The sequence below is a fragment of the Glutamicibacter ardleyensis genome, assembly GCF_014644555.1.
Taxonomy (GTDB): Bacteria; Actinomycetota; Actinomycetes; order Actinomycetales; family Micrococcaceae; genus Glutamicibacter; species Glutamicibacter bergerei.
On record NZ_BMKX01000001.1, the window covers coordinates 859,893 to 884,179 of the forward strand.

General features: G+C 56.3%; 24 protein-coding genes. 9 read left to right on the top strand and 15 right to left on the bottom strand.

The features are described 5' to 3' along the window. Positions 1–24: 24 nt before the first annotated feature. The 8 genes from rplI to IEX04_RS03890 form a co-directional block, all read right to left on the bottom strand. Entirely contained in the window at positions 25–483 is a 459-nt protein-coding gene (rplI, locus tag IEX04_RS03855; RefSeq protein ID WP_096255151.1) for a 50S ribosomal protein L9, read from the bottom strand. Positions 484–500: 17 nt separating this feature from the next. Next, on the bottom strand, positions 501–740 hold the full coding sequence (rpsR, locus tag IEX04_RS03860; protein ID WP_026820365.1) for a 30S ribosomal protein S18: 240 nt from the start codon (positions 738–740) through the stop codon (positions 501–503). A gap of 62 nt (positions 741–802) precedes the next feature. Further along, the gene (locus IEX04_RS03865) at positions 803–1,393 is read right to left on the bottom strand and encodes a single-stranded DNA-binding protein (RefSeq protein ID WP_105676539.1); all 591 of its coding nucleotides are present in this window, start codon (positions 1,391–1,393) and stop codon (positions 803–805) included. A 54-nt stretch (positions 1,394–1,447) separates the two neighbouring features. Continuing rightward, complete coding sequence (gene rpsF / locus IEX04_RS03870; RefSeq protein ID WP_096255147.1) at positions 1,448–1,744, bottom strand: 30S ribosomal protein S6; 297 nt, start codon at positions 1,742–1,744, stop codon at positions 1,448–1,450. 175 nt (positions 1,745–1,919) lie between these two features. Then, positions 1,920–4,010, bottom strand: a complete 2,091-nt coding sequence (locus IEX04_RS03875; RefSeq protein WP_188683866.1) for an acyltransferase family protein — start codon at positions 4,008–4,010, stop codon at positions 1,920–1,922. Between the two features lie 120 nt (positions 4,011–4,130). Further along, positions 4,131–4,622, bottom strand: a complete 492-nt coding sequence (relB, locus tag IEX04_RS03880) for a type II toxin-antitoxin system RelB family anti-toxin (protein ID WP_188683868.1) — start codon at positions 4,620–4,622, stop codon at positions 4,131–4,133. Positions 4,623–4,787: 165 nt separating this feature from the next. Further along, positions 4,788–5,339 carry an LURP-one-related/scramblase family protein gene (locus IEX04_RS03885; RefSeq protein ID WP_096255141.1) on the bottom strand — a complete coding sequence of 184 codons (552 nt, stop codon included), beginning with the start codon at positions 5,337–5,339 and terminating at the stop codon, positions 4,788–4,790. A 139-nt stretch (positions 5,340–5,478) separates the two neighbouring features. Continuing rightward, entirely contained in the window at positions 5,479–6,759 is a 1,281-nt protein-coding gene (locus tag IEX04_RS03890) for a M18 family aminopeptidase (RefSeq protein ID WP_188683870.1), read from the bottom strand. Between the two features lie 214 nt (positions 6,760–6,973). Here IEX04_RS03890 and IEX04_RS03895 point away from each other — a divergent pair, with 214 nt between their 5' ends. Next, positions 6,974–7,387, top strand: a complete 414-nt coding sequence (locus IEX04_RS03895) for a LapA family protein (protein ID WP_096255137.1) — start codon at positions 6,974–6,976, stop codon at positions 7,385–7,387. Positions 7,388–7,448: 61 nt separating this feature from the next. Here IEX04_RS03895 and IEX04_RS03900 read toward each other — a convergent pair whose 3' ends face one another. The 7 genes from IEX04_RS03900 to IEX04_RS03930 all read right to left on the bottom strand — a co-directional run bounded on the left by IEX04_RS03900 (position 7,449) and on the right by IEX04_RS03930 (position 15,294). Further along, positions 7,449–8,150 carry a response regulator gene (locus IEX04_RS03900; RefSeq protein ID WP_096255135.1) on the bottom strand — a complete coding sequence of 234 codons (702 nt, stop codon included), beginning with the start codon at positions 8,148–8,150 and terminating at the stop codon, positions 7,449–7,451. A gap of 3 nt (positions 8,151–8,153) precedes the next feature. After that, on the bottom strand, positions 8,154–9,443 hold the full coding sequence (locus IEX04_RS03905) for a sensor histidine kinase (RefSeq protein WP_096255133.1): 1,290 nt from the start codon (positions 9,441–9,443) through the stop codon (positions 8,154–8,156). A gap of 36 nt (positions 9,444–9,479) precedes the next feature. Next, a complete protein-coding gene (locus IEX04_RS03910; protein WP_096255131.1) occupies positions 9,480–10,310 on the bottom strand; it encodes an ABC transporter in 831 nt (276 codons plus the stop codon). After that, positions 10,310–11,242, bottom strand: coding sequence for an ABC transporter ATP-binding protein (locus IEX04_RS03915; RefSeq protein ID WP_188683872.1), 933 nt, complete (start codon positions 11,240–11,242; stop codon positions 10,310–10,312). The genes IEX04_RS03910 and IEX04_RS03915 overlap by 1 nt, the downstream gene beginning before the upstream one ends. A gap of 130 nt (positions 11,243–11,372) precedes the next feature. Continuing rightward, positions 11,373–12,407 (bottom strand): YdcF family protein, encoded by a 1,035-nt coding sequence (locus IEX04_RS03920; protein ID WP_188683874.1) that lies wholly within the window; start codon positions 12,405–12,407, stop codon positions 11,373–11,375. A 17-nt stretch (positions 12,408–12,424) separates the two neighbouring features. Continuing rightward, on the bottom strand, positions 12,425–13,843 hold the full coding sequence (locus IEX04_RS03925) for a phytoene desaturase family protein (protein ID WP_188683876.1): 1,419 nt from the start codon (positions 13,841–13,843) through the stop codon (positions 12,425–12,427). After that, positions 13,840–15,294, bottom strand: coding sequence for a glycosyltransferase family 87 protein (locus tag IEX04_RS03930; RefSeq protein WP_188683878.1), 1,455 nt, complete (start codon positions 15,292–15,294; stop codon positions 13,840–13,842). Before IEX04_RS03930 ends, IEX04_RS03925 begins: the two co-directional genes overlap by 4 nt. A gap of 104 nt (positions 15,295–15,398) precedes the next feature. Between IEX04_RS03930 and IEX04_RS03935 the strand changes: the two genes are divergently transcribed. The 8 genes from IEX04_RS03935 to IEX04_RS03970 all read left to right on the top strand — a co-directional run bounded on the left by IEX04_RS03935 (position 15,399) and on the right by IEX04_RS03970 (position 23,945). After that, a complete protein-coding gene (locus IEX04_RS03935) occupies positions 15,399–15,674 on the top strand; it encodes a hypothetical protein (RefSeq protein WP_188683880.1) in 276 nt (91 codons plus the stop codon). A gap of 120 nt (positions 15,675–15,794) precedes the next feature. Then, complete coding sequence (locus IEX04_RS03940; protein WP_096255119.1) at positions 15,795–16,967, top strand: acylneuraminate cytidylyltransferase; 1,173 nt, start codon at positions 15,795–15,797, stop codon at positions 16,965–16,967. A 32-nt stretch (positions 16,968–16,999) separates the two neighbouring features. Further along, on the top strand, positions 17,000–17,893 hold the full coding sequence (locus IEX04_RS03945) for an N-acetylneuraminate synthase family protein (RefSeq protein ID WP_096255117.1): 894 nt from the start codon (positions 17,000–17,002) through the stop codon (positions 17,891–17,893). Between the two features lie 82 nt (positions 17,894–17,975). Further along, positions 17,976–18,962 carry a glycosyltransferase family 2 protein gene (locus IEX04_RS03950; protein ID WP_096255115.1) on the top strand — a complete coding sequence of 329 codons (987 nt, stop codon included), beginning with the start codon at positions 17,976–17,978 and terminating at the stop codon, positions 18,960–18,962. After that, positions 18,959–20,302: a polysialyltransferase family glycosyltransferase gene (locus IEX04_RS03955; RefSeq protein ID WP_188683882.1), complete on the top strand. Its 1,344-nt coding sequence runs from the start codon at positions 18,959–18,961 to the stop codon at positions 20,300–20,302. The genes IEX04_RS03950 and IEX04_RS03955 overlap by 4 nt, the downstream gene beginning before the upstream one ends. A gap of 8 nt (positions 20,303–20,310) precedes the next feature. Further along, on the top strand, positions 20,311–21,324 hold the full coding sequence (locus IEX04_RS03960) for a hypothetical protein (RefSeq protein ID WP_229676981.1): 1,014 nt from the start codon (positions 20,311–20,313) through the stop codon (positions 21,322–21,324). A gap of 8 nt (positions 21,325–21,332) precedes the next feature. Next, positions 21,333–22,565, top strand: coding sequence for a DUF6716 putative glycosyltransferase (locus IEX04_RS03965; protein WP_229676982.1), 1,233 nt, complete (start codon positions 21,333–21,335; stop codon positions 22,563–22,565). A gap of 294 nt (positions 22,566–22,859) precedes the next feature. Further along, entirely contained in the window at positions 22,860–23,945 is a 1,086-nt protein-coding gene (locus tag IEX04_RS03970) for an inositol-3-phosphate synthase (protein WP_096255107.1), read from the top strand. Positions 23,946–24,287 lie beyond the last annotated feature (342 nt).

A 24,287-nucleotide genomic window follows, 5' to 3' on the forward strand; every position in this document is an offset into this window, starting at 1 on the left:
GAACAGAGGTGAGTCTAAAAAGACTTACTTCTTGGCTGCAGCAACAACCTGAAGCTTCAGGTTTGCAACAACGTCCTCGTGTACGCGAACGGTTGCGGTGTAGTTGCCAGTCGACTTGATGTGGTCGTTGACCTCAACGTTGCGCTTGTCGATCTTGCCTAGGCCAGCAGCTTCAACCGCAGCAGCAATGTCTGCGGTCTTCACGGTGCCGAACAGGCGGCCGTTGGTGCCAGCCTTCATGGTGATTTTCACCGGCTGGGACTTCAGCTTCGAAGCAAGTGCCTGAGCATCCTCAAGGTTTGCTACGGCGCGAGCAGCGCGAGCAGCCTTGATGGACTCAACCTGCTTCTCGCCACCCTTGGTCCATACGAGTGCGAACCCGCGTGGAAGGAGGTAGTTACGGGCGTAGCCGTTCTTTACCTCAACAATGTCGCCTGCAGCACCCAGACCGGATACTTCGTGAGTCAGAATGATCTTTGCCATTTTATATCCCCTCTTCCTTAGCCGCGGCCAGCGCCGGAGTAAGGCAGCAGGGCTACTTCACGTGCGTTCTTGATAGCCTGTGCGATCTTGCGCTGTTCCTGAACCGATACGCCGGTCACGCGACGAGCGCGGATCTTTCCGCGATCAGAAATGAACTTGCGCAGCAACGCTACGTCCTTGTAGTCGATGACAGTGATGTCAGCGGCCTTCAAGGGATTGGACTTTGGTTTGGGCTTACGGATTTCAGCCTTAGCCATCGTGGAGCTCCTTAGGTTTGGAGCCCGCAGAGAGATCTGCGGGATGGTGAATAAATAGTTTTTTAGAAAGGTGGTTCGTCGCTGCCTGGGTTGCCCCAGCCACCGCCGCCACCGCCGCCGTTGTTACCGCCGGTGCTCCACGGGTCGTTGGATGGAGCATTCCATCCGCCGCCCTGCTGTGGCTGCTGCTGTTGCTGCGGCTGTGCTTGTGGGGCATTTTGCTGCGGAGCGTTGGAGAATCCTCCACCGCCACCGTTGTTGCCAAAGCCGCCCTGGCCACCGCCGGAGCGCTGGGTACGGGTTACCTTGGCGGACGCAAAGCGGAGCGACGGGCCGATTTCATCGACCTCGAGCTCCATGACGGTGCGACGTTCGCCTTCCTTGGTGTCATACGAACGTGAGCGCAGACGACCCTGGGCGATGACTCGCATGCCCTTGGTGAAGGTCTCCGCAACGTTCTCTGCAGCCTCACGCCATACCGATGCGCGCAAGAACAGGGCTTCCCCGTCCTTCCACTCATTGGACTGGCGATCAAAGGTGCGAGGAGTCGAAGCGATCGTGAAGTTCGCTACGGCTGAACCGGACGGCGTGAAACGCAGCTCCGGATCGGCGGTCAGGTTTCCGATAACGGTAATAACAGTCTCGCCTGCCATTGACTCTCCTTAGTCAGAATGAACGTTTGTCGTACAACGAAAGTGCAAGCGTAATTAAACGCGAGCCTCTTCCGGACGGGTGACCTTGTGACGCAGGATCAGCTCGTTGATCTTGAGCAGACGCTCAAGCTCGGACGAAGTAGCTGGATCCGCGGTGTAGTTCACCACGATGTAGATGGCTTCTGCCTTCTTCTGGATCTCGTAAGACATCTTGCGACGTCCCCAGATATCGACCTTGTCGATCGTTCCACCGTTTGAGCGAACAACTTCGAGGTACTTCTCGAGAGTTGGCTCTACGGTGCGGTCATCGACCTCTGGATCGATGAGGACCATAAGTTCATAAGCACGCATGTGAACCCACCTCCTTTGGGCTAAACGGTCGCGGCATTTCCGCAACAGGAGGTTCTTGCGTTATCCATGCACCGCGGCACCCAAGTTTCGGGCGTGCAGTAGCACAGACCTTCCAATCCTACCCGAGATAAGTGCAATGACAGAACCCTAGGTGTCCTAGATCATGCACTGAATTTCATTGAGCATTCATCGCCGATTCAAGACGTTCCCCAAACACTGTGGCCAGAGTGCGCATGTAGGTATCGGAGATGTGGTGCTTATCCCGGTAGACCAGCACATTGCCTATCACCGACGGACAGCGCTCGTCGATACAAAATTGATCACTGAAATCCAAGACCTTCACCCGGGGCTCGTGTTTCGCCGCCTGCTTGGTGACGTCCCCCGATTCGAAAGCTACCGCTTTATCGAAGCTGCAAGCCTCGGGCTCTGCCGAATGTTCTTCCACGCAATCACGGGCATATTCATCCTTGGGCGGCCGCGGAGTATCAACCACCGCATACACTGGCAAACCGGCATCTTCTAGTTTGCTCCACTGCTGCGCATAACCTTGCGCAGCGTCTGCCACAAAGCTGGCTCCGGCCCAGTTCGCGGCAACCACCGCGTTTATATCGTCCCTGCTTTTAAGCCTCTCCAGAGTCTGCTTGTTGGCTTCGGCGCAGTTGATGCCCCCGTCGCGTTCTGCGGTGCGTTCCGTAGCGCTAAACGGACAAGAGTTCTTCAAGTACGTGACAACTTTCCAGCCCCGCTCTTTGGCATGTTCGGCTAACGCTTCGAACCAGTGAGCTGCGTGGGAGTCGCCGACCAGCGCCACCGTGAAGCTGGCGTTTTTGCTCCCGAATTCGCATTCTTTGATCTGCGTTGATTGCGGATCCTGGACACACTCACCCAAATCCGGTTGATCATCCTCGGCCGTGGCAGGCACCGGGATGATCTGCGTGGTCTCCGGAAGGTATGCCGGAGCTCCGGAGCCCACCGAAGCGGCACCAAAACCTGCCGGTGGATCCTGGATTAGCTGGGCGACTGCCTGCTGATCCTTTTCGATGCTTTCTCGTTGCGCGATACCAGGTATGAGTGCAGTTCCTGCCACTACTGCAACCGCTGCTGCACCGGCAACCAGCGAAAGCTTCGCCGAGCCGGCTAACGGCTTAAATTGCCGTGCCGGCGACTCAACAAACTTCAAGCTCGCCCAGGCCAAGAGCAACGACCCAGCCAACAGGGCCAGCGTTTGAATCGGGTTTGGATCATGACCCAGAAGATGGGTGACAAAGACGATCAGTGGCCAATGCCAGAGATAGAGCGAGTAGGAAGCCAAGCCGATCCATTGCACCGGTTTCCACTGAACCAGTAAGTGCAAAGAACCAAGCCCACGAGTATTGCCCGCAATAATAATTGCCACACAGCTGAGCACCGGTAGGGCTGCGGCAATTCCGGGGAACACCGTCTGCGCATCATAGGTCAGCGCAGCGCCCAGAATCGAGACCAAGGAAATGAGCACCAGAGTATTTCGCACAGCCGCCGAACTGGTCCATCGGGGAAGGGTGAAAGATCCGTTTGCGTGTGCATCCATCAGTACAGCGAGCAGTCCGCCAACGGCTAACTCCCAGATGCGGGTGGTGGTGATGAAATATCCGGCAGCATCACCGGAGTATCCCGTGTAGATCGAGTAGCCCAAAGAGATCAGCGCGATAATCATAAAGCTGAGAAATATGACCCGCCGTCGGGAAGCAAACCGGTCAGTTCGTGGGCCCGGAAAATTTTGCTTAACCAGCACACAGACGACGAGCACTATCAATGGCCAGAAAAGGTAAAACTGTTCTTCGACTCCGAGTGACCAGAAATGCTGAAGTGGACCGGCGGCTTCTTCGGCGGCCAGATAATCAACCGCATCAGCTGCGAGCACCCAGTTCTGCACGGAAAAGGCGGAGGCGAGCGCTTGAATCCCCAGAGTCCCCCACAGAGTCTTAGGCAGAATCAGTAGTCCGGCAACAATCACAACAACAATGACCAGCATCGCGGCGGGCAAGATTCTGCGTGCTCGGCCGGCAAAGAACGAGGCAAGATTCACCGTTCCGGTGCGTTGTGCTTCGCGCAGTAAATGTGAGGTGATCAGAAAACCGGAAATGACGAAGAAGATATCCACGCCGATATACCCACCTGGGAGCACACCTGGCTCTAAATGGTAAGCAACCACCAGCAGGACCGCTAAGGCGCGTAGCGCCTGAATTTCGGGCCTGAAATTTTTGATGTTTGCCGGTGCTGAACTCATGTTCTTTGATCAGACCAGTTCCCGGTGAACAGCAGGTAATCACCGGGCATCCGCAAGCAAAACTACAAGTGGGAAACTCGTGGGTATCCGACATGTGCCACGAGGAATACCTGAATAGAACTATCCCAAAAGTTTTCTATTTGCCGAGGAGAGCGGATATTTGGCATCAAATTTGGGATCTATGCGCAATCGGAAGACCACTTCGAGCAGTAACCGGCCCACTCCCCAATAGACAGGTATGAGCAACCAGATGTACCAGCCGAATTGTCCAACCGTGGCGAGAATCAGGGTTGCGAAAGTGACCAGTATTCCCAGCCCTCGAAAGATTAGGACTATTCCCTGGGTGGCAGAATCTCGACGCTCTTGATCAACTCGTGTACGAGTTTCTAATCCGTCGACGGCTTCTGAGAAGTGTGGGGTCTGCACGCTGATAAAAAGTTCACCAACCTGCACGTCCAACGCCTTAGCGATCAGCGAGATTGTTTCCAAGCTGGCATCGCTGCCGGCTTCGAGCCGCTGAACAGTTCTAACAGTGATGCCGCTTTCCGTAGCCAGACGTTCTTGCGTCCAACCTTTAGCGCGGCGAAGTTCTGCAATCCGTGATTCATTCATGCAAGTGACACTACTGGCGGCAGACACGTAAGCACCACGACATGACCCCGACACTCACCCGACAACAAGCCGACACCTTTGACTTTACGGGGTTTTCAGTCTATTTACCGGACAAGAAAGACATATGCCCTCGAAGGCATGTTCCTTGGTTCTCAGAGAGTGACTCTACGAGCTACGGTTTTGTTTCTCCCGGATTAGATCCAAAGCGAGTACCGATCCGATGACCGCCTGACGTTGCCCAACATTTAGATGGGAAGCGATCTGCAGTGCGTAGGTGGACTTACCTAATAACGCATTGCCCATCCCCGACCACTCACGGGTAACGCTGGCCATCTCTCCGGTGGAACCGGTGATCTGGAAATTAAAGTCCCATACGCTACCGAGCAAATCCAGCTCTTCGCCCTGCATGGAAATGGTGACTCGTGTCTTGAAGAAAGTAACGCGCTTGACCAGACTCGCCAACGGAACGCTCTGCCCGTCTAGAATTTCAAAACGGTCGCGACCCATAGTCATGGTGTCCTTGACCTGAACGACCGGATTGTCCGGTCCGTCAAATACTGTCAGTTGCCGCGCGCCAGCAAACATACGTCCGAGCGCACTTCCTCCGGTTTCAACATGGGCAACTTGCCCACCGGAACCATCTAAGATGGCAAAATCATTTTTCGAAATATTCTTAGTCTGCTGAAAAACGAGAACGTCCTGATTGAAGATCGACATGCAAGCGATTATGCCATCCAGAACTTCGACAAGCCGAGTAATACTTTTGTACGTGTAGTTCCGCTAGTCGTCTTAAGTTCCGAAACTTTAGGAGCCCAGGTTCAAAAGCTTCTGGGCTCCTTTCGGCTTTTCGTGACGCTTATTCTCCGAAGAACTCGCGGGATACCTTGGAGAGGTACCAAGGATCATCCACACCGCACATCTCGCGAGCCGAGTGCATCGATAACAACGCGACGCCGACATCCAACGTACGGATACCCAAACGGGTAGCGGTCAGCGGGCCGATGGTTGAACCACAAGGAACCTGGTTGTTCGAAACAAATTCTTGGTATGGAACCCCTGCGTTCTCGCACCAGTTCGCAAAAGCTGCAGCACCTACCGCGTCGGTTGCGTATCGTTGGTTCGCGTTGATCTTCAGCAACGGTCCGCCGTTGAGCTGTGGGCGGTTAGCCGGATCGTGACGTTCCGGATAGTTCGGGTGTACCGCGTGTCCAGCATCAGCCGAGAGGCATACGGAGGCGGCCATCGCACGAGCGTTGTCCTCCGTACTAGCACCGAAGGATGCCTGGATTCGTCCCAAGATCTCTTCCAAGAATGGTCCACTAGCACCGGAGCGTGAAGCCGAACCGATTTCTTCGTGGTCAAAGGCCGCGAGCATCGCGATGCGCTGCCCCGATGGGGTGCGCGAATGATTAGTCAGGGCAATTAGCCCTGCGTGCACGCTGGTGAGGTTATCCAGCCGCGAGCTGGCAAAGAAGTCCTTGCCATGGCCGAAGACCTCTCCGCGTTGGGCCGGGGCAGTCAGCACGTCGTAGCCTGCGACCTGCGTCGGATCAACACCAGCGGAGGCCGCCAAAATACCCAAAATGTCGGCATCAGCCAGATCACCGGCTCCGAAGATTGGGTTGGTGTGAGTCTGCTTGTCGAGGGTCAGGCCGTCGTTAACCTGACGATCAAGGTGAATAGCCAGTTGTGGAATACGCAGCAGCGGTTCGGTCTGAGCCAGGTGAACCGATCCGTCACGCAAGACCAGACGGCCTGCGAGCACTAGTTCTCGGTCTAACCAGGAGTTGAGCAGCGGTCCGCCGTATACCTCGACGCCTGCCTGCCACCAACCGTTAGATCCGGTTGTCGGCTTTGGCTTAAGTTTAAAGCCAGGTGAGTCGGTATGGGCTCCAAGAATGTGAAACCCACTGGTTGCTGTCGCGCCTTCGGGTTGCACCCAAGCGATGATCGCACCATCTCGCACAACATAGTAAGAGCCTGAGCTCAAATTCCATGCTGCGCTTTCATCCAAGGCGGTGAATCCCTCGGCGTCCAAGCGTTTGGCGGCGCTCGCCACCGCGTGGAAGCTGGAAGGGGAGGTCGCTACGTACTCGGCCAGGTCTGCAATGTGTGCCATTGCTGCGGCTTGTGCCATAACTGGGTGCTCACTTCTTTCATCAGGTTGCTGTGTCGGCCTGAACTGCCGAGCTTTTCCCAGCTTAGTATTTTTCGGCCTTTAAGGGGTGCAATCGTCTCCGCTTTGAACTTAAAATGTCTCATCAACGAAGCTTCTGAGTGTCGAGCTTGACGTAGTAGGACATTTACAAGCATGCTGACAGAAAGTAGCCAACTAGGAAACGAGTGAAATCATGGCATCGACTCCTCACACACCAGACGAACTCCCGGTTGGACACGAAGCAACGTCAGATCCAGACGGTGCTACCAGCGTCAAGCCAGTTACCGCACCGCTTGAGAAGCCAACTAAGTCCCAGACCCCGCCGCCCGAACCAGAGTCCAAGTTACCAGCGACCAAACTAGGTCGGATCTGGACTGCGTCCGTTCTGGGACTTATTGTTCTGGTGCTGCTGATCATTTTTATTGCGCAGAACCAGGACCAGGTGACGCTGCGCTACTTTACCTATGAAGGTCAGGTAAATCTTGGTCTGGCCCTGTTTATCGCAGCGGTTGCCGGCGGCCTGTTGATCGCGGCAGTCGGTGCCGCCCGCGTGATTCAGTTACGCGCCACTGCACGAAAAGACCGCAAGGCACAGAAGCGTCGTTAAAGTATGAACGCTGCTGCCCGGACCCGATGAAGGCCGGTCAGCAGCGTTTCTTGTTTAAAGTCTAGAAGTCCAGGCCCTGCGATGGGATGACCAGCCCGGTTTCGTAGGCATAAACCACTGCCTGCACTCGATCACGTAAGTGCAGCTTTGTCAGAATCCGGCGAACATGGGTTTTAACAGTTGCCTCGGAGAGGAAAAATCGGTGCGCAATTTCGGCATTTGATAGTCCTTCGGACAAGGCCCGCAGAACTTCCTGTTCGCGCGGAGTCAGGTCATCAAGCAGTGGATCGCGTTCCGGGGGGTCGGCAGTCTTTGCGGGATGTCCCTTGGCACCGTGGCGCACATAGGTTTCCAACAGTCGGGCTGTCACGCGCGGTGCTACCACCGCGTCACCCGAGGCTACTAGGCGCACCGCGGAGACAAGTTCTTCGGGTGCAACATCTTTGAGTAGGAAGGCACTGGCACCTGCCTGCAATCCAGAAAAGGCGTACTCGTCTAGGTCAAAGGTCGTCAGGATGATGATCTTCGTATCCGGGTACTGTTTAGCGATCCGTTCGGTCGCCTCCAGCCCATCCATTTTTGGCATGCGCACGTCCATGAGCACGACGTCTGGAGCCAAGGCCGCGGTCTGCGTGAGTGCTTCTAACCCATCGGCGGCCTCACCCACGATGTGCATATCGTTTTCGCCCTCAAGAATTAGTCGGAAGCCCATGCGTAGCAGTGGCTGGTCATCAACCAGCAACACCTTGATAATTTCTTCCATGAGCTACTCCTTGATGGCTAAATGTTCGTTGGAATGTTCTGGCATTTGCAGGGTAGCTTTCACGATCCAGCCACCTTGGGCCACTGGGCCGGCGTTCACCGTTCCGCCAAAGAGGGCAACCCGTTCACGCATGCCACGTAGTCCTTGGCCGGTGCCCACGCTCGGTACCCTGGTTGCGTCACCGTCATCGATAATTTCGATTCGCACCTGGCTGGAACAACGTTCCATACGCACCTGCACATCGCTGACATTGTGAGCGTAGCGCAATGAATTAGTCAGAGATTCTTGGATGATGCGGAAGACCGTCAACTGAAAAGTTGTATCTTCTGGAAGCGGCTCACCGGTATACGTAAAGGTCAGTGGCAAACCTGCCACACGGAATCCCTCGAGCATCTGATCCAAGCTACCGCCGGTAGGTTTCAGTTCAAGTTCTTCGGTTTCGCTTTGCCGTAGTACCCCGAGCATACGTCGCATATCAGACAGGGCCGCACGTCCGGTCCCCGATAGTTCCTTGAGTACCTGTTCGGAACGTTCTTGGTCGCGTCGTCCCACCACACGGGCACCCTCAGACAAAGCGATCATCACCGACAGTGAGTGAGCCACCACGTCATGCATTTCGCGGGCAATACGGTTTCGTTCTTGGACCTGGGCGAGCCGTGAAACTTGGGAGGCCCAGTGATTCAATTCGGCCTCATGGATGCGAGCGTTACGAATATTTGTGCCGATGGCCGCAGCAGCAGCATAAATACCGATCAGGAAGCCACCGGTAATACCGATGAGGATCCCGGAGGCCGCCGCGTCATCAATATTCTCCGCGTCCGATTCCACCGTCAGATCGGTCAGGTCCGGGTAGCCCATCAGCACCATCATTAACAGTTGGAAACAACCTGCAAGCAAGGCAATGGGAATCGCCCGCCGTCCAGAATAACTGGTGCCCACCGAATACAGGACGATGGCCATTCCCACGCCACCCATACCGCCGCTTTGGCCGGCAAGTAATATGCCAACAAACTCAAGGACGAAGATGACGCATAACACCGTCAGTGGAGCCTTGCGCCGCCACAACAGTGCCAGACCAATAGCTACGGTCAGTAACAAATACAAGGCCGGTGGCACATTAGGCAGGTAGGCCATCATGACGGTGTTGGGCAACGCCAGGAAAAAGTAAATGACTACGGTCCCCACAACGACCACACGCGGATGGGTACGCAGGTATCTACGTACCCGACCCATCCGCTTGGCCGCCAGCTCGTCGAAGGAGACTACCGGCTCCTGCAGCGATGTTTGGCTCATATCATCCAGTCTAGTTTGATCCGGTGTTTCAATTTTTTAGATGTCGCGGGCCTTAAGCAACCAGGCACCTAAGATCAGCGGGATCAGCGTCCAACCGGCTACGCCAACTAGCTGTTGCCACAGTTCAAGATCGCTTGGATAGGACTGCGGCAAAGCCAGTGACATGCCCAGCTGGTCCGGGAGGAACTGGACAACATTTTGCACCCAGTCTGCCAGCATAGTCAGCAGTCCGGTGACGATTGGAAGTACGAAGAACAGGGCCACCAAAGAGGTGATGCCGCCTGCGGAGTTACGCAGGATTGCTCCCAGCGCCAAACCAATCAGGGCTGCCATGACTACCGCGAGCGCACCGTACCAAAGCACGTTTTGGAAGTGACTTGCGAAGAAGTCCAACTTCATGTTGTAGTTCTTTGCTAGCGGCAAGCAGACCAGATAGGTCAGCACACTACTAATCAGTTGGACGAGCGCACTGAGGATGGTGATGAGTAATGCTTTGGCTCCCAGCACACGCAGTCGTTGTGGGCTTGCCAGGAAGGTACTGACAGCCGAGCCGGTGGTGAATTCGCCGCTCATCAGCAGCACACCGAGAACACCGAGGATTAGCTGCGAGAAGGCTAGGCCTGAGCCCAGCAGTTCCGCAGTAAATTCGGGGCTCGTCATATCCGGCACCCCGGCCATCGGTGGGGCTTCGCTGGCGAAAGAACCAACGCCCCAGACACCCAGCACGGCAATACCCATATTGAGTACAACCGCCACTAGGATCAGGACACGGGTGGAATTCAGCGAAAAGAATCGAATCGATTCCGAACGCAGCACGCCACCAAAGGTGACTTTGCCAGTGCTTGGGGTTGCGAGGTGAGTGCTCATTAGTGGGTGCCTCCGGCGACTGCGTCGTGCTGAACTTGGGACTTGTATTCGACCTCGTCGCGGGTCAATTCCATGTAAGCGTCTTCGAGCGTGCGCTGCAGTGGTCGGAGCTCACTGAGCACGATTCCGTTTTCCAAAGCCCGGCGTCCAATCGATTCCGAGTCCGGACCAGCCACACGCAAGGTGGTGGAATCCAGTCGGGTTAATTGCACACCATCGGCTGCGAGAACCGTCATCAACGGATCCAGATTCGACGAGCGCACAATGGTCTGACGCAATCCGTCATCAATAAATTCACTGATCGGCGCATCGGCAAGGATCCGCCCACGACCAATAACAATCAGGTGATCGGCGGTCTGCGCCATCTCGCTCATCAGGTGCGAGGAGATGAAAACCGTTTTCCCCTCGGCTGCCTGCTGGCGAGCCAGGTTACGCACCCAGGCGACACCCTCGGGATCCAGTCCGTTGACCGGTTCATCAAGGATTAACACCTGTGGGTCCCCGAGCAACGCCGAGGCAATGCCCAGACGTTGACCCATACCCAGTGAGAAGCCGCCGACCTTCTTCCGGTTCAACTGGCTCAAACCGGTCAGTTCCAACGCCTCGTCCACACGAGATCTCGAGATACCCCCGGTGGCTGCCATAGCCCGCAAGTGGGTGCGGGCGGTAAGCGACTTGTGCACCGATTTCGCTTCGAGCAAGGCCCCCACCTCGGTCAATGGATGCTTTGATGAGCGAAAATTATTGCCGTTGACTGCGACCTGCCCGGCGGTTGGCTTGGCCAACCCTACGATCATGCGCATGGTGGTCGATTTGCCGGCGCCGTTAGGGCCGAGGAATCCGGTCACCATTCCCGGCTGGACCGTGAACGAAACGTTGTCGACTACGGTTTTTGCACCGTATTTCTTGGTTAGCTGCTGTGCCTGAATCATATGTCCAGCATAAAAAACTTGGTCAGCAAAAACACCGACCCGAGTGCTGATCTTGACCCTCACTCCAAAGGTGGAGCCAACCGTGCTGAGGCGCCAACAAGTGCACCTATAGGCGCACAAGTCGTGGACTTTAGACCCACAGCGCAGCGTTAGTCAGAACCATTAAACCCGCGACTATCACGGCAGCAAAGGGTAAAGCGAGCAGCGCAACCAGCACTCGGTGGTCGCGCATGATGGCAACAAATTCACGCAAGAACGCGCTGGGCCGGTAATACGCGGCGGTTTTGCCGCCGAACGCTCGCGCGTCCAACCCCAGACTACGTGCTGCAAGCCCTGCGCGTAGCGCATGGTAATCACTGGTCACCACCCATAATTGTCCGTCCGGCCTATGGGTTCGCACCAGAGTGTCAGAGAACTTCAAATTCTCTATGGTGTCTTTAGCCCGGTCTTCAATCAACAGCTGTTCCTCAGCTATCCCCTGCTCGCTCAGGTAGCGGCTCATGCTGACGCCTTCGGGCTCCAGCTCGTCGGTGCCCTGCCCACCGGTGGGAACTATGAGCGGTTTAGGTTCTGTCGCCGCGCGGTATAACTGCAGGCCACGATCGAGTCGACCGCGCAATAGCGGGGTAACTTTTCCATCAATGGTGCGTGCACCGAGCACCACCACCGCGGCAGGCTGACCCATCGAAGGAAACTTTCCGTGCACCCAGGCGTAGAGCAGCAACATCGCAAAAAGGCTGGCGGTAAAAGCGGAGGACATGAACAACACAAAGGCTACGGTGTAGGACCACCAGGTATTCAGTGCCACCAGCAGTATGGCCACCACCGGCAGCACAAGAACCGCGACCCCGGAAGCAAAGGAAAGTAGGTTGGAGACGCGGGAGCCTTCCCGGCGCCACATCACCACCCCGTTATAGATCAGCGCACCGGCAAAGATCAGGTAAATCAGCGGAGCCAGGGCGAAGACCAACACAAATACCAGTCCAAGACCTGGCACTAGGTCAGTCACTAGATCAGCTAAGAAGGCGATGCTCAACAGAACTAAGGGGAAAAGTAGCACCGCATTGCCTAAACGGCGTGGATCCTTGCGATAAGAATGCACGAAGAACAACCAGAAACCCACAAGTACTAGGCCGGGAAGCCAACCGGAGTAAAGAGAATTCATCTGCCAGTCCTTAAAGCTTAGGAAGAAATCGAATATTCGCGTCGCAGCATCGCCTTGGCCCCAAGATAACCAGCCATCCCATGCACCGACGGTCCCGGAGGGGTCGCCGCGGAAACTAAATACAGGCCCTTGGATTGCAAATACCACGGCTCCGCAGACAATCTCGGACGCATCACGCTTCCGAGGAGGTCCATAGTTCCTCCCGAAAGATCTCCCCCGACCAGAGCAGCATTTTGCTGTTCTAGTCCGCTGGCAGGAACTACATGACTTTCTTTAATGAGGTCGCTGAAACCTGGAGCCGCAGCTTCGATTTGAGCGGTGATCTGCCGACTCATGTCTGCTGTTGATCCCAGCGGGACATGACAGTAAGCCCAAATAACCTGTTCTCCGGCCGGTGCGCGCGAATCATCAAAAAGCGATGGTTGGGCGACAATCAGATACGGATGCTCGCTGGTGCGGCGGTTCGCTGCGCGTTCGGCCCGGCCCACTTGTGCTGCGGTACCGCCCAGATGCACGGTGCTTGTCTGGCTCAACACCGGATCTTTCCAAGGGATCGGTTCGTTGAGCACAAAATGTACCAAACAGCTGCCCGGCGAGCGCCGGGTTTTTGCCAACTTTTTGGCCAGTTTGTCAGGAATTTTTCCGCTAGTTAGTTTAGCGCCATCCTCTGCGGAGGTATCAAGCAGGATTGTTTTTGCCTGGAGTTCGGCAACATGCGACACCTTATGTCCGGTATGAATGGTGCCCCCGTGGCTGATGACTTCGGCGGCAAGTGCATCGGCAATAGCCTGTGAGCCGCCACGCGGTACGGCCCATCCTTGCCCGTGCGCTGCTGCTGCAAGAAAGAGTCCAGCCCCGGCGTTGGCCGGGCCACGCGCTCCGCCGGCCACATGGGCGGCACATCCCGCGTAAAGCGCTGCGGCACGCGGGTACCTGGCTGAAAATATGTCTTTCAACGCCATGCCACCTAGCGTGGAGGCACTAAAGAGGCCTAAGGTCAGTGGGTGGGCTGGCATCTTGAGCAGCGGGTTAAGCAAGGTATCGCTCAGCGCTTCGATACGTTGCACCAGGGGTCTAAGCAGCCGGGTGTAAGCCTGCCCGTCGCCTGCACCAAGTTCGGCTCCGGTGCGTTCTAAGTCGCGCCATGCGTAGGCGGTCCGTTCGTCTAGAACATGAGCAAAGGACAGTTCCGGGACGATAAAGTCGACCCGTTGGTGCACGTTGAGCTCGTGCATCGCGGTGGAAAGCATGGCCATGGGGTGCACGGCGCTGCCTAGATCAAACTTTGCGCTCGAGCCCTCTAACGGTTGTGTGCGCGCGGCGCCGCCGATAGTCTCGTTGGCTTCGTAGACATCGACACTTAGCCCGGCTCGAGCGGCTACCGCAGCCGCCGCGAGTCCATTAGGTCCAGCCCCTACTACCGCTACCGACGTCATACTTTTTGTCCCTCTGGTTTTTCTGCACCCTTACCAAGACCGCGCAGGGTGAATACGTCTTTGGCTCCGGCAAATGGACCTGCCAATGGATCTTCTTGTCCCACGGCACGTATCGGGTCACGCCGCGGATCAAGGATCGAACGAACCACTTGGAACATCACGTAGGCCAGCATCATCATATGTGCGAGCACTAAGAGAACATAGCCGATTTCCGGGAAGACCTTATGTGGATCTTTATCTGCGGAGAACGAGTCAAGATAGTTCCAGAGTCCGTAGAAGTGCGCCACTTCGACCATCATCCAGACCACAAATAATCGCCAACGCGGCAACGCCAACGCGAACAACGGGATCAGCCAAACAATGAACTGTGGGGAGTACACCTTATTGACCATGACAAAGGAGGCAATGATCAAAAACGCCAGTGACCCCAGACGTGGGGTGCGTTTAGCCATCAGGCCTAGAACCGCAACGCCAATGCAGCACAGGAAGAAGAGGATCAGCCCGTAGCGCGAGATTTGTTCGGCTTCGAAGGTGCCCATGGAGTCGGTTTTTGCTGCGATGGCGTTCCATGCATGCCAGAAACTTGAGAGCCCCGCACCGCGTTCGGAGGAGAAAGTGAAGAAGTGTTTAAAGGAGTCCGGGTAAGCCAGGGCGTAGGGCAGATTGACCAGCACCCACGTTGCGGCGGCGACTGCACCGGTTGTCCAGAAGACTTTGAACTTTCCGGTTCGGATGGCGATGACCAGGATCGCCCCAAGAACAAAGAATGGGTAGATCTTCATCGCCGCGCCCAACCCGATGAGCACGCCGGCGAGCACCGTATGTCCGCGTGCGAAGGCCAGCATGCCCATAGCAAGTAGGGCCACCGCCCACATATCCCAGTTGATGCTGGCAGTGAGGATGATGCCCGGCGCGATGGCCACGATGGCCGCATCCCAGGGGCGACGTCCGCCCATGCGCAACGTACACACCACGGTGATGACCCAGAGGATCGCCACGATCGCCAGGTTCATATCAAAGTAGAGCAGTGACCGGTTCTCTAGCCCCTGTGGAACCAGTGCCGCCACCGCCGAGGCCACGGCGCTCATCAGCACCGGGTATTCAAATTCTGCCCCGCTGCTAAAAGGTACCCAGGGGTTGTCGGCAAAACCGCGCGCACCGAACAACGGCACCCAGTCGGAGTAGCAAGCATAAACATAGGGGTTTGAACCGCCCCAGCCGTTGACGCGGCAGGGGTTCTTCGCCAAGAGCATGAGTAGCGCTCCGAGAGTGGTCAGCAAGATCATCACGCGTTCTACACTGAAGAATCCCGGACTGACTCGTCCCGGATCACTGTGACGACCCAAGGGGCCACCAATCAGCGCGGTGAATTGACGCAAGAATCCATCCGCCCTCGAGGGGACGGTAATGCGCAACGGACCGCGTTGGCTCGGTTTCTTCGGGGCACTCATGACCTCCAGCCTAGTTTGCCCGGGCACCGCACTGCATCATTTAGTCCGCTAGTTCGGTTATTCTCGTCCTTTCGCCACCGGGCGGTACATGGCAGGATGCAACTATGCACAGCCAACGCCGTGAAAGTTTGGAAGCAAGCGCCAGAATACTTCGGGCAATCCTCCGGGGAATCGACCATCGTGAAGAAGTCTTCGCGTGCATTAAGGATGCCCCTTCCACCGATGCGGCGGCCGTGGCAGTCCACAAGCTCCTAGGAGTCAGCGAAGACGAGGCTCGAGCCATCCTCGATATGCAGGTGCGTCGTTTCAGCGATGCCGAACGCGAAAAATTTACAGCGCACATAGCCCTGCTACATGCCGAGCTGGACTCGCTGCGGTAAACAAACCGCTAGAAAAATACGATGACATGGGCATTCAGGGTTCTCTCAGCAAGCTAAATCTCCTCTTCACCCTGCGTTAACCTGCTGTAGGGCGACTGGCTAACTCGGCTTCCTAAGCTCATGAATGTGAGTAAAACCGACAAGCCCAGCGTCCTAGCGATCATCCCAGCACGGGGTGGTTCCAAAGGCGTTAAGCTCAAGAATCTACGCACCATCGGGGGCATCTCCTTGGTGGGCAGGGCCATCCTTGCGGCGCGTTCTGCGACGACAGTCAGCGAAGTCGTGGTCAGCACCGATCATGAACAGATCAAGGCCGAGGCCCTCGCCTACGGAGCCACCGTGATCAGCCGCCCGGCAGATATCGCCGGGGATACGGCTAGCAGCGAAGCGGTGCTTCTCGATGTTTTGTCCAAAGTCTCCGACACTCCGGATATCACCTTGTTCATACAGTGCACCAGCCCGCTGATTGATCCGGCGGACCTGGATGCTGCCGTAGCCTCGGTGCGCGACGGTGAAGCCGAAGTCAGCTTCGCCGCGGTAGCCGACCACGGTTTCCACTGGACCGCAGACTCCGCAGGATTCGCGGTCTCCAGCGGACATGACGCGGCGAACCGGCCGCGCCGCCAAGATCGCGAGGCCCGCTGGTTAGAAACCGGCGCGTTCTACGCGATGAATACCGAAGGTTTTCGGGCCGCAGAACATCGTTTCTTCGGCCGGGTTCGGATCTGTGAAGTCGCCGCAGAACACGGGATGGACATCGACACCGAAGCGGATCTGGCGTTGGCGCAGCTACGCGTGCCACGCCAAGTCGAACCCATCCTGGTTGACGCGGTAGTGACCGACTTCGACGGGGTACACACCCCGGATACCGCCTACGTAGATGAGCACGGGACAGAAACCGTGCGAGTCTCACGCTCCGATGGCATGGGCGTAGCCCGGCTACGAGCGGCCGGGGTGAAGTTCCTGATTCTCTCCAAGGAACGTAACCCGGTGGTTGCCGCCCGCGCGGCAAAACTGAACGTCGAGGTCGCCCACGGCATCGACAACAAGGCCGAATATTTGGCCCGCTGGTTAGCCGACGAAGAAATCAATCCGGCCCGCGTGGCCTATGTCGGCAATGACATCAATGATCTGGCACCTATGGCGCTGGTGGGTTGGCCGATTACGGTTGCCGACGCCAGCGACGAGGTACACCGAGCCGCACGCCATCGCCTCACCCGCCCCGGCGGCAACGGCGCGGTCCGTGAGCTCGCGGAGCTGGTCCTCACGGCCCGCTGCGCACCCCAAGTTTGAAAATCAAAGTTTTCCCAATGAAAGGCAAGTCAATGACCTCCGTGAACACCGAAATCAAGCCAGTAGCTATCGGCGATTCCCTGCTCGGCACCGGCCAGCAGGTCTACGTCATCGGCGAGATCGGCATCAACCACAATGGCGACATGGAAATCGCCAAGCAGCTGATCGATGTCTCGGCCGAGGCCGGCGCCAACGCCGTGAAGTTCCAGAAGCGCACCCCAGACATCTCCACCCCGATGGACATGCGTGACAAGATCCGCTCCACCCCCTGGGGCGACATGACCTATCTGGACTACCGCTACCGCGTCGAATTTGATCAGGCACAGTACAAGGAGCTCATCTCCTACGCCGCGTCCAAGGGCCTGCACGCTTTCGCTTCGCCATGGGACATCCCATCGGTGCACTTCATGGAGGAACAGGGCGCGGTCACCCACAAGGTTGCTTCCGCATCGGTCACCGACATTGAGCTGCTCAAGGCTCTGGCCGAGACTGGCAAGCCAATCATCCTCTCCACCGGCATGTCCACCATCGAGCAGATCGACAAGGCAGTGGAGACCCTAGGTACTTCCAACCTGGTCATGATGCACGCAACGTCGACCTACCCACTGCCTCCAGAAGAGGCAAACCTGCGCATGGTCGAGACCTTGCGCGACCGTTACCAGGTCCCAGTGGGCTACTCGGGCCACGAGCGCGGCCTGCAGATCTCGCTGGCAGCCGTTGCCCTGGGCGCGGTCACCGTAGAACGCCACATCACCTTGGACCGCACCATGTGGGGTTCGGATCAGGCTTCCTCGCTGGAACCAAAGGGCTTCGCCTCGCTGATCCGCGACATTCGCATCCTCGAGCAGGCCATGGGTGACGGCGTCAAGAAGGTCTTCCCAGGCGAGCTGGCACCGCTAAGCCGCCTGCGTCGCGTCGACGCCTAGTCACGGAGCACATCCGGCGGTTGGACTCGCCATTGGGTCCAACCGCCGTTTATTTTTTGTCTCCCCTAGCCCAGAAGGAACCATGAGTTTGATCCCCGGTCGTATATCAGTGGTGATTCCCGCCTATAACCAGGAGGAATACATCTGTGATGCCCTCACCTCACTAACCAGACAGAAGCTGGGCAAGTGGGAATTAGAGGTATTGGTGGTTGATGATGCTTCCACCGATCAGACCGCGAATCTGGTGCTGGGCTACCAGCACAAGCTCGAGCGCCTCGAACTTGTCAGCCTGCCTACAAACTCTGGGGTCTCCGCGGCCCGCAACGCCGGGCTTGAAGCGGTAACCGGTGAATTTTTCACCTTCCTTGACCCGGATGACTGGTATGCCCCGGAACATTTAGCCACGCTAGCCTCCGCCTTAGAAGAGCTACACGTGGACTTTGTGCGCACCGACCATGTGCGAGTGACCGGGACCAACCGGGTGCTGCACCGCGCCCCGCAGGCGGTGCGTGGCCTGCCGCTAAACCCGGCAGATGATATCGAACCCATCGACTCACCGTCGATGGTGGACTACGCCTTCGTCTGGGCCGGCATGTACCGCACCGACTTGATGCGCTCCGTGGACGCATACTTCTTTGATGCAGACCTCTACAGCGCCGAGGACCGGCTTTGGTTGTGGAAATTGCATCTGCGCACCAGTCGCTATGCGGTAGTTTCCTACCCCGGGGTGTTCTACCGTCGTGGTCTGCCCGGCTCGCTCACCCAAGTTTTTGACGAACGGCAACTAGGTTTCATTCCTGCCTACGCGCGGATTTTGGAAGAGGTGCGTGCCCATCAGGACGCGGATAGGCACCTTCCCAAGGCTATGCGCCAGTTCTTCGCGATCGTATGCCATCACGAAAAGCGCGCCAAAAACTATCCGCCGCAGGTACGGCTGGAAATGAAACAGCAGCTACGAAAGATCTTCACCACCATCGACGTTCATATTGCCCAACAGGTCGCACTTGAAATGGATATTGCGCGCCGTCGTCATATCCTCTCCTTCCTTCAGGTGGGGGTCGCTAAATGATCGCTTTAGTCGAGGCCAGCAGCTATTTTCAAATAGCTTCCCTGGCCGCCATGGCCGATGCTGGACTACTGCCGCAGGCAGATGAATATGTGCTGGTACTCGCCAATGGCTCACAGCTACCCGAACTGACTACACCGTTAGACGAAGCTCCCGGTTTTGCAGAACTCGCCGCAAGATTTGACCGAGTTGTCGACCTGGCAGCGCTAGTGTCCCCACGCCGCCCAGCCCAGTTCAACCCGCGCGAAGACGAATTGTTAATCTTTGAACGCTTGCTACGCAACGCTTGGGGCTTAGGCGATGAACGGGTCACCTTGGTGGTTGAATCTATCCAGGTCAACCCGGCCCGTACCCTAGCGCGAATCTTCTTCGACGCCACATTGTGGGTGCACTCCGATGGCCTGATGTCTTACGGGCCCACCCGTAACAAGCTCCAGGTCCCACTCGCGCAGCGCCTAGCCGGCACCATCCACGTGGATCTGGTTCCAGGGCTCGAGCCCCAGTTACTCGCCGAACAGCAACCCCCGCGTCAGGTCTTGCCGGGCACCGCACTAAAGGTGGTCTTCGCACAGCTTGCCGAGAGCTCCGAGTTGCAGCTTCCCCAGGGGGCCGCATTGCTTCTTGGGCAGTATTTAGGCTCGCTGGGTTTGGTCGACGCGGAGGAAGAGCTGGAACTACACGAACAGATGCTCTTGGCCGCCAAAGACCGTGGCTTGAACACTATTTTGTTCAAGGCGCACCCTTCGGCCAGTGCCACCTCGGCGGCACGGTTGCGGGCGCGGGCGCTGGATCTGCAACTGGACTTTCATCTCTTAGATACCGATCATTTAGCAGAAACTGTCATCCTCGCCGCGCAGCCGCAGCTGGTGATCTCTTGTTTCTCTACCGCGCTAGTGACCGCAAAGTATGTGCTCGACACTCCGGTGCACGCGGTGGGGACCGCCAAAATGCTGCAATTGCTGGCTCCGTATGAGAATTCGAACCGGATCCCGCTGTCGATCATCCACGGTCTCTTTGTGCAGGATCTGCCGGTGCCTGCTCGAGCTGGAAACATCGATATGCTCAGCAATCTGCTCGCTGCGGTCTCCTACTGCATGCAGTCCAAGCAGCTTCCACAGTTGCGGCAGACGGCCGAACAGTTTCTTTCCGAACACTATGGTGTGTATTCAGCACACTTCAAACGTCGGCGCATCACCAAACTTGAACTTCCACCGTCTTGGGCTCACCTACCGGTGCGCCGGTCGGTACCTGCAAAGGTCCGTGGGGCTAGCCGCCACGCATTGCGTCGCGGTTCGCGGGGCTTGGACAGAATGTCCAAGGTCCTGAGCCGGCTGGCAAAATGAACGATACGATGATGAAAATTTCCCAGCCCGAAACTCAAGAAGTGCCACGGCCACGCTTTGGCGCTGCCCATGTATGGGTTGAGTCTCCCCTGCAATTGCTGTCTGCCGTGGAAACACATGCAGCAGGGTTGCTAGGCGACGAGGTCTACGTCATTCCACGGCGAGGCATGCCCTTAGAAGCAACTACCGGGGCACTGCTAAAAAATTCGCCAGCAGGATTGCATTTCATGCCCGCAGCCAAACGTCCGCCACAACCGAACTCTTCACGTGAGCGTTATGTAACTGGCGATGCCTATTCGGGCCGGATCCAGCGCACCCTGCTCACCGGGGTCAAAGCCAAGGAAGTTGTCATCATCGATGACGGGCTGGCCACCCTGGCACTGATTCGTCAGTTGGTCAGCGAAGAGCCGACACCTTTGGTTCGCGCGCGAGCCAAGAATACTCCCGCACGCCATGCACTGGGATTAGCTATGTGGCACCGACTTCGTGGTCTGGCCAGAGAAGGGCGATTACTGATCGTCTCTGCTTTGCAGGTGGACGTGCAGCTTAAAAAGCGTATGGAAGAGTTGGGAATTAAGTTCGCCCAGCATCGCTTTGAATGGTTGGCCACCCAGCCCGTCGCCGAACGCTTCACCGAACCAACATTATTGATCGGTTCGGCCATGGCTGCCGACTCGATTATTCATGCCGAACCCTACCTCCAGTGGATTCGCTCCATTGCCGCGGAGGGTCCCGTCGCTTATTTCCCGCATCGCCGCGAAACTGAACAAATGCTGTCCGAACTTCGACAGATACCCAATGTCATCCTGAAGGAACATACCATTCCCATCGAGATGCGTTTACGGGACTTACGCCCGGGACAAGAGATCAGAGCCCTGCCCTCGACAGTTATTCCCTCCTTACGTTTATTGCTCGGCAATGAAGCTCGTAGCCTCTACGCGCAGCCGGTCCCAGATCACTGGTGGACATCCGATACCTCGCAAGATCTACGTGATCACCTGTCCAGTTCGTTGAAGGTGTGATCAGAGCCGTGAAACCAGCAGTTTTAGTTGTTGCGGATTCAGATTCTTATCTGAAGCTCGCCACCACCTTCCTGCACCGTCTTGGTCCGGGTTGGGATCGACGTGTTGTTTTAGCCCGCACCCCGGTAATGCCTACCGACGAACAAATCTTGGCTGCCTTTGAAGGAACCGACCTTGACCCTGCAGATCTAGAAGTATTGGCGTTAAACCAGTTCAACTCGCAAACTATTGGCGAAGATCTAGTCTTCGCCGCCGCCACGGGACCGGTCGTTGCGGAGTTATACGCTCGAATCCTGCGAACCGAGCCGGCCAATAACCGACGTACCGCGCTTATTTCTGCGCTTCCGGGAGTTGCATTCCCGGCGACACGCAAGGGTTGGAACTACCGTCGTCCCGGCGACGGATTTATCTGCCATTCACATGCCGAGGCTCGCGACTTTTCCTTTATGAACCTTGATGATGATGGACATCAACCCACCATCATGGTCAGCAAGCTTCCCTTTCTGCGTTCCACCGGATTCCCGACTCAGGTTCCGGGAACCATTAAACGCTTAGTTTTCGCACCGCAGGCGAAGGTTCCTTTTGGCAAAGCAGAACGAGAACAGATTCTCATCTCGCTCGAGCGCACTGCCAGGCTTAACCCGGGGCTAGAGGTACTGGTCAAACTTCGTGCCCGAGCCGGAGAACCACAGACACACCTCGAGGCATACCCCTACGATTTACTCTTTGAGCAACTTGTACGCGCGGGCACGCTAGGTAAAGTCACACATCTACAATTTGTCACCGGCAGTATGGCCGAAGTCCTGAGCAAGGAAAGTGCCCTGGTGACGGTTTCTTCGACGGCCGCTCTGGAGTCTCTAGATCGCGGCTTACCAACTATGGTTCTTTCGGACTTTGGGGTCAACGCCCAAATGATCAACGTTGTTTTTGAGAGTTCAGGGTTGCTTGGAAGCTTGGATGATCTTGAAGCGTTAAACTTTGCTCCAGCGAATAAACCATGGCTACGCGAAAATTATTTTCACCGCGTGGACAACACTTTTAATGAATCCCTTATGATCCTTGCGCAGCGAGCGCGCGACGGTCAGCTAAAAACAGATCCCGAAATACTGGCGTTCATTAAGCATCAGCCACTTCGCCAAAGAGTGCGTACGGCGCTTCCGACACCCTTACTGAAGGTTCTATTAAAAATTCGCAGACAACTGCGGTTATCCCAGCAGTCGAGCACTAGATCATCGTCATGAGTCACCTAACTAACAGTGCTTACTAGGGATTGATAGCCAAACTACAATACTTGTAATGTCCAAAACATGAATTACAACTGTACAGAGTGGCGCGTTAGAGTGTGCCCATTGTCTGATACTGCACCCTTTAGATAACAGGTATTCTCTCGTGCTCTCCGACATCTCCGGTGATTACTAGCACTTTGGGAATGTTTCTTGACCAAAAGGTCTTAAGATCATTAAGGGCCCATTAATAGACTGTGCTTTCGCGCGGCCATTTTGCCCACAGCTTTGTATATTTCTTTAGGAGTTCATGTGTCGGCGAACCCGATTCGCGTTGCCATTGTTGGCGTGGGCAACTGCGCTACATCCCTTATCCAAGGTGTCGAGTACTACCGCAGTGCCGACGAAAATGCCTCTATCCCGGGTCTGATGCACGTCCGATTCGGCGAATACCACGTGGGTGACGTGGAGTTCGTAGCGGCATTCGATGTTGACGCTAAGAAGGTCGGCCTCGACCTATCTGAAGCAATCCTCGCGAGCGAGAACAACACCATCAAAATCGCAGACGTGCCACACACCGGTGTGACCGTGCTACGTGGCCACACCCTGGATGGTCTGGGCAAGTACTACCGCGAGACCATTGAAGAGTCCACCGCCGATCCTGTCGACGTCGTTCAGACGTTGAAGGACAACAAGGTAGACGTCATGGTTTGCTACCTGCCAGTGGGTTCCGAGGCTGCCGCGAAGTTCTACGCACAGTGCGCCATCGACGCGGGCGTTGGATTTGTTAACGCCTTGCCTGTCTTCATTGCCGGCACCCCAGAGTGGGCTCAGAAATTCACCGATGCAGGCGTTCCTATTATCGGCGACGACATTAAATCGCAGATTGGCGCCACCATCACGCACCGCGTGATGGCCAAGCTTTTTGAGGACCGCGGAGTAGTGCTTGACCGCACCTACCAGCTAAATGTCGGTGGCAACATGGACTTCAAGAACATGCTCGAGCGCGAGCGCCTTGAATCCAAGAAGATCTCCAAGACTCAGGCCGTCACCTCGAACACTTCTGCCAAGCTCACCGCTGACGATGTCCACATCGGCCCAAGTGACTACGTTGCCTGGTTGGATGACCGCAAGTGGGCGTTTGTCCGCCTCGAGGGACGCAACTTCGGCGACGCTCCAGTGAACTTGGAATACAAGTTGGAAGTATGGGACTCACCAAACTCCGCTGGCGTCATCATTGATGCTGTCCGCGCAGCTAAGATCGCGCTTGACCGCGGTATCGGTGGACCGATTCTGTCGGCGTCGAGTTACTTCATGAAGTCGCCACCAGAGCAGTACGACGACGACACTGCGCGTCAAAAGGTTGAGGCCTTCATCCGCGGCGACGTCGAGCGCTAAATTTTATGAGTTAGTTTTGCGCTAACCAAAGCAGGGTTTGGAAATTTTAGATTTCCGAACCCTGCTTTTTGTTTTCTGCATCAAGACGCGGAGAAGCCCGCCGGCTGAAAGGCCGGCGGGCCTCTGTGCAATTACTTGCGAATTCATTTTCTACCTCTTTTCCAGTGATTCCAATCAACGGTAATGGCGTCGTTTGGAACTACCGGATGCGGAAGTACATTTCTGGTGGCACATGGTTAACCAATTCCCGTTGCCGCAGTAGACGGTTGAATTCAGTGTTGTCCAATGGCTTGGAGTTTTTACCTAAACGCTTTCGCATTATTATTCCCTCCCCTCTAAATG

What these genes read in the sequence shown, in the direction of transcription:
- rplI (WP_096255151.1), bottom strand. Translation starts at nt 483, where the DNA reads ATGGCAAAGATCATTCTGACTCACGAAGTATCCGGTCTGGGTGCTGCA.
- rpsR (WP_026820365.1), bottom strand. Translation starts at nt 740, where the DNA reads ATGGCTAAGGCTGAAATCCGTAAGCCCAAACCAAAGTCCAATCCCTTG.
- IEX04_RS03865 (WP_105676539.1), bottom strand. Translation starts at nt 1,393, where the DNA reads ATGGCAGGCGAGACTGTTATTACCGTTATCGGAAACCTGACCGCCGAT.
- rpsF (WP_096255147.1), bottom strand. Translation starts at nt 1,744, where the DNA reads ATGCGTGCTTATGAACTTATGGTCCTCATCGATCCAGAGGTCGATGAC.
- IEX04_RS03875 (WP_188683866.1), bottom strand. Translation starts at nt 4,010, where the DNA reads ATGAGTTCAGCACCGGCAAACATCAAAAATTTCAGGCCCGAAATTCAG.
- relB (WP_188683868.1), bottom strand. Translation starts at nt 4,622, where the DNA reads ATGAATGAATCACGGATTGCAGAACTTCGCCGCGCTAAAGGTTGGACG.
- IEX04_RS03885 (WP_096255141.1), bottom strand. Translation starts at nt 5,339, where the DNA reads ATGTCGATCTTCAATCAGGACGTTCTCGTTTTTCAGCAGACTAAGAAT.
- IEX04_RS03890 (WP_188683870.1), bottom strand. Translation starts at nt 6,759, where the DNA reads ATGGCACAAGCCGCAGCAATGGCACACATTGCAGACCTGGCCGAGTAC.
- IEX04_RS03895 (WP_096255137.1), top strand. Translation starts at nt 6,974, where the DNA reads ATGGCATCGACTCCTCACACACCAGACGAACTCCCGGTTGGACACGAA.
- IEX04_RS03900 (WP_096255135.1), bottom strand. Translation starts at nt 8,150, where the DNA reads ATGGAAGAAATTATCAAGGTGTTGCTGGTTGATGACCAGCCACTGCTA.
- IEX04_RS03905 (WP_096255133.1), bottom strand. Translation starts at nt 9,443, where the DNA reads ATGAGCCAAACATCGCTGCAGGAGCCGGTAGTCTCCTTCGACGAGCTG.
- IEX04_RS03910 (WP_096255131.1), bottom strand. Translation starts at nt 10,310, where the DNA reads ATGAGCACTCACCTCGCAACCCCAAGCACTGGCAAAGTCACCTTTGGT.
- IEX04_RS03915 (WP_188683872.1), bottom strand. Translation starts at nt 11,242, where the DNA reads ATGATTCAGGCACAGCAGCTAACCAAGAAATACGGTGCAAAAACCGTA.
- IEX04_RS03920 (WP_188683874.1), bottom strand. Translation starts at nt 12,407, where the DNA reads ATGAATTCTCTTTACTCCGGTTGGCTTCCCGGCCTAGTACTTGTGGGT.
- IEX04_RS03925 (WP_188683876.1), bottom strand. Translation starts at nt 13,843, where the DNA reads ATGACGTCGGTAGCGGTAGTAGGGGCTGGACCTAATGGACTCGCGGCG.
- IEX04_RS03930 (WP_188683878.1), bottom strand. Translation starts at nt 15,294, where the DNA reads ATGAGTGCCCCGAAGAAACCGAGCCAACGCGGTCCGTTGCGCATTACC.
- IEX04_RS03935 (WP_188683880.1), top strand. Translation starts at nt 15,399, where the DNA reads ATGCACAGCCAACGCCGTGAAAGTTTGGAAGCAAGCGCCAGAATACTT.
- IEX04_RS03940 (WP_096255119.1), top strand. Translation starts at nt 15,795, where the DNA reads ATGAATGTGAGTAAAACCGACAAGCCCAGCGTCCTAGCGATCATCCCA.
- IEX04_RS03945 (WP_096255117.1), top strand. Translation starts at nt 17,000, where the DNA reads ATGACCTCCGTGAACACCGAAATCAAGCCAGTAGCTATCGGCGATTCC.
- IEX04_RS03950 (WP_096255115.1), top strand. Translation starts at nt 17,976, where the DNA reads ATGAGTTTGATCCCCGGTCGTATATCAGTGGTGATTCCCGCCTATAAC.
- IEX04_RS03955 (WP_188683882.1), top strand. Translation starts at nt 18,959, where the DNA reads ATGATCGCTTTAGTCGAGGCCAGCAGCTATTTTCAAATAGCTTCCCTG.
- IEX04_RS03960 (WP_229676981.1), top strand. Translation starts at nt 20,311, where the DNA reads ATGATGAAAATTTCCCAGCCCGAAACTCAAGAAGTGCCACGGCCACGC.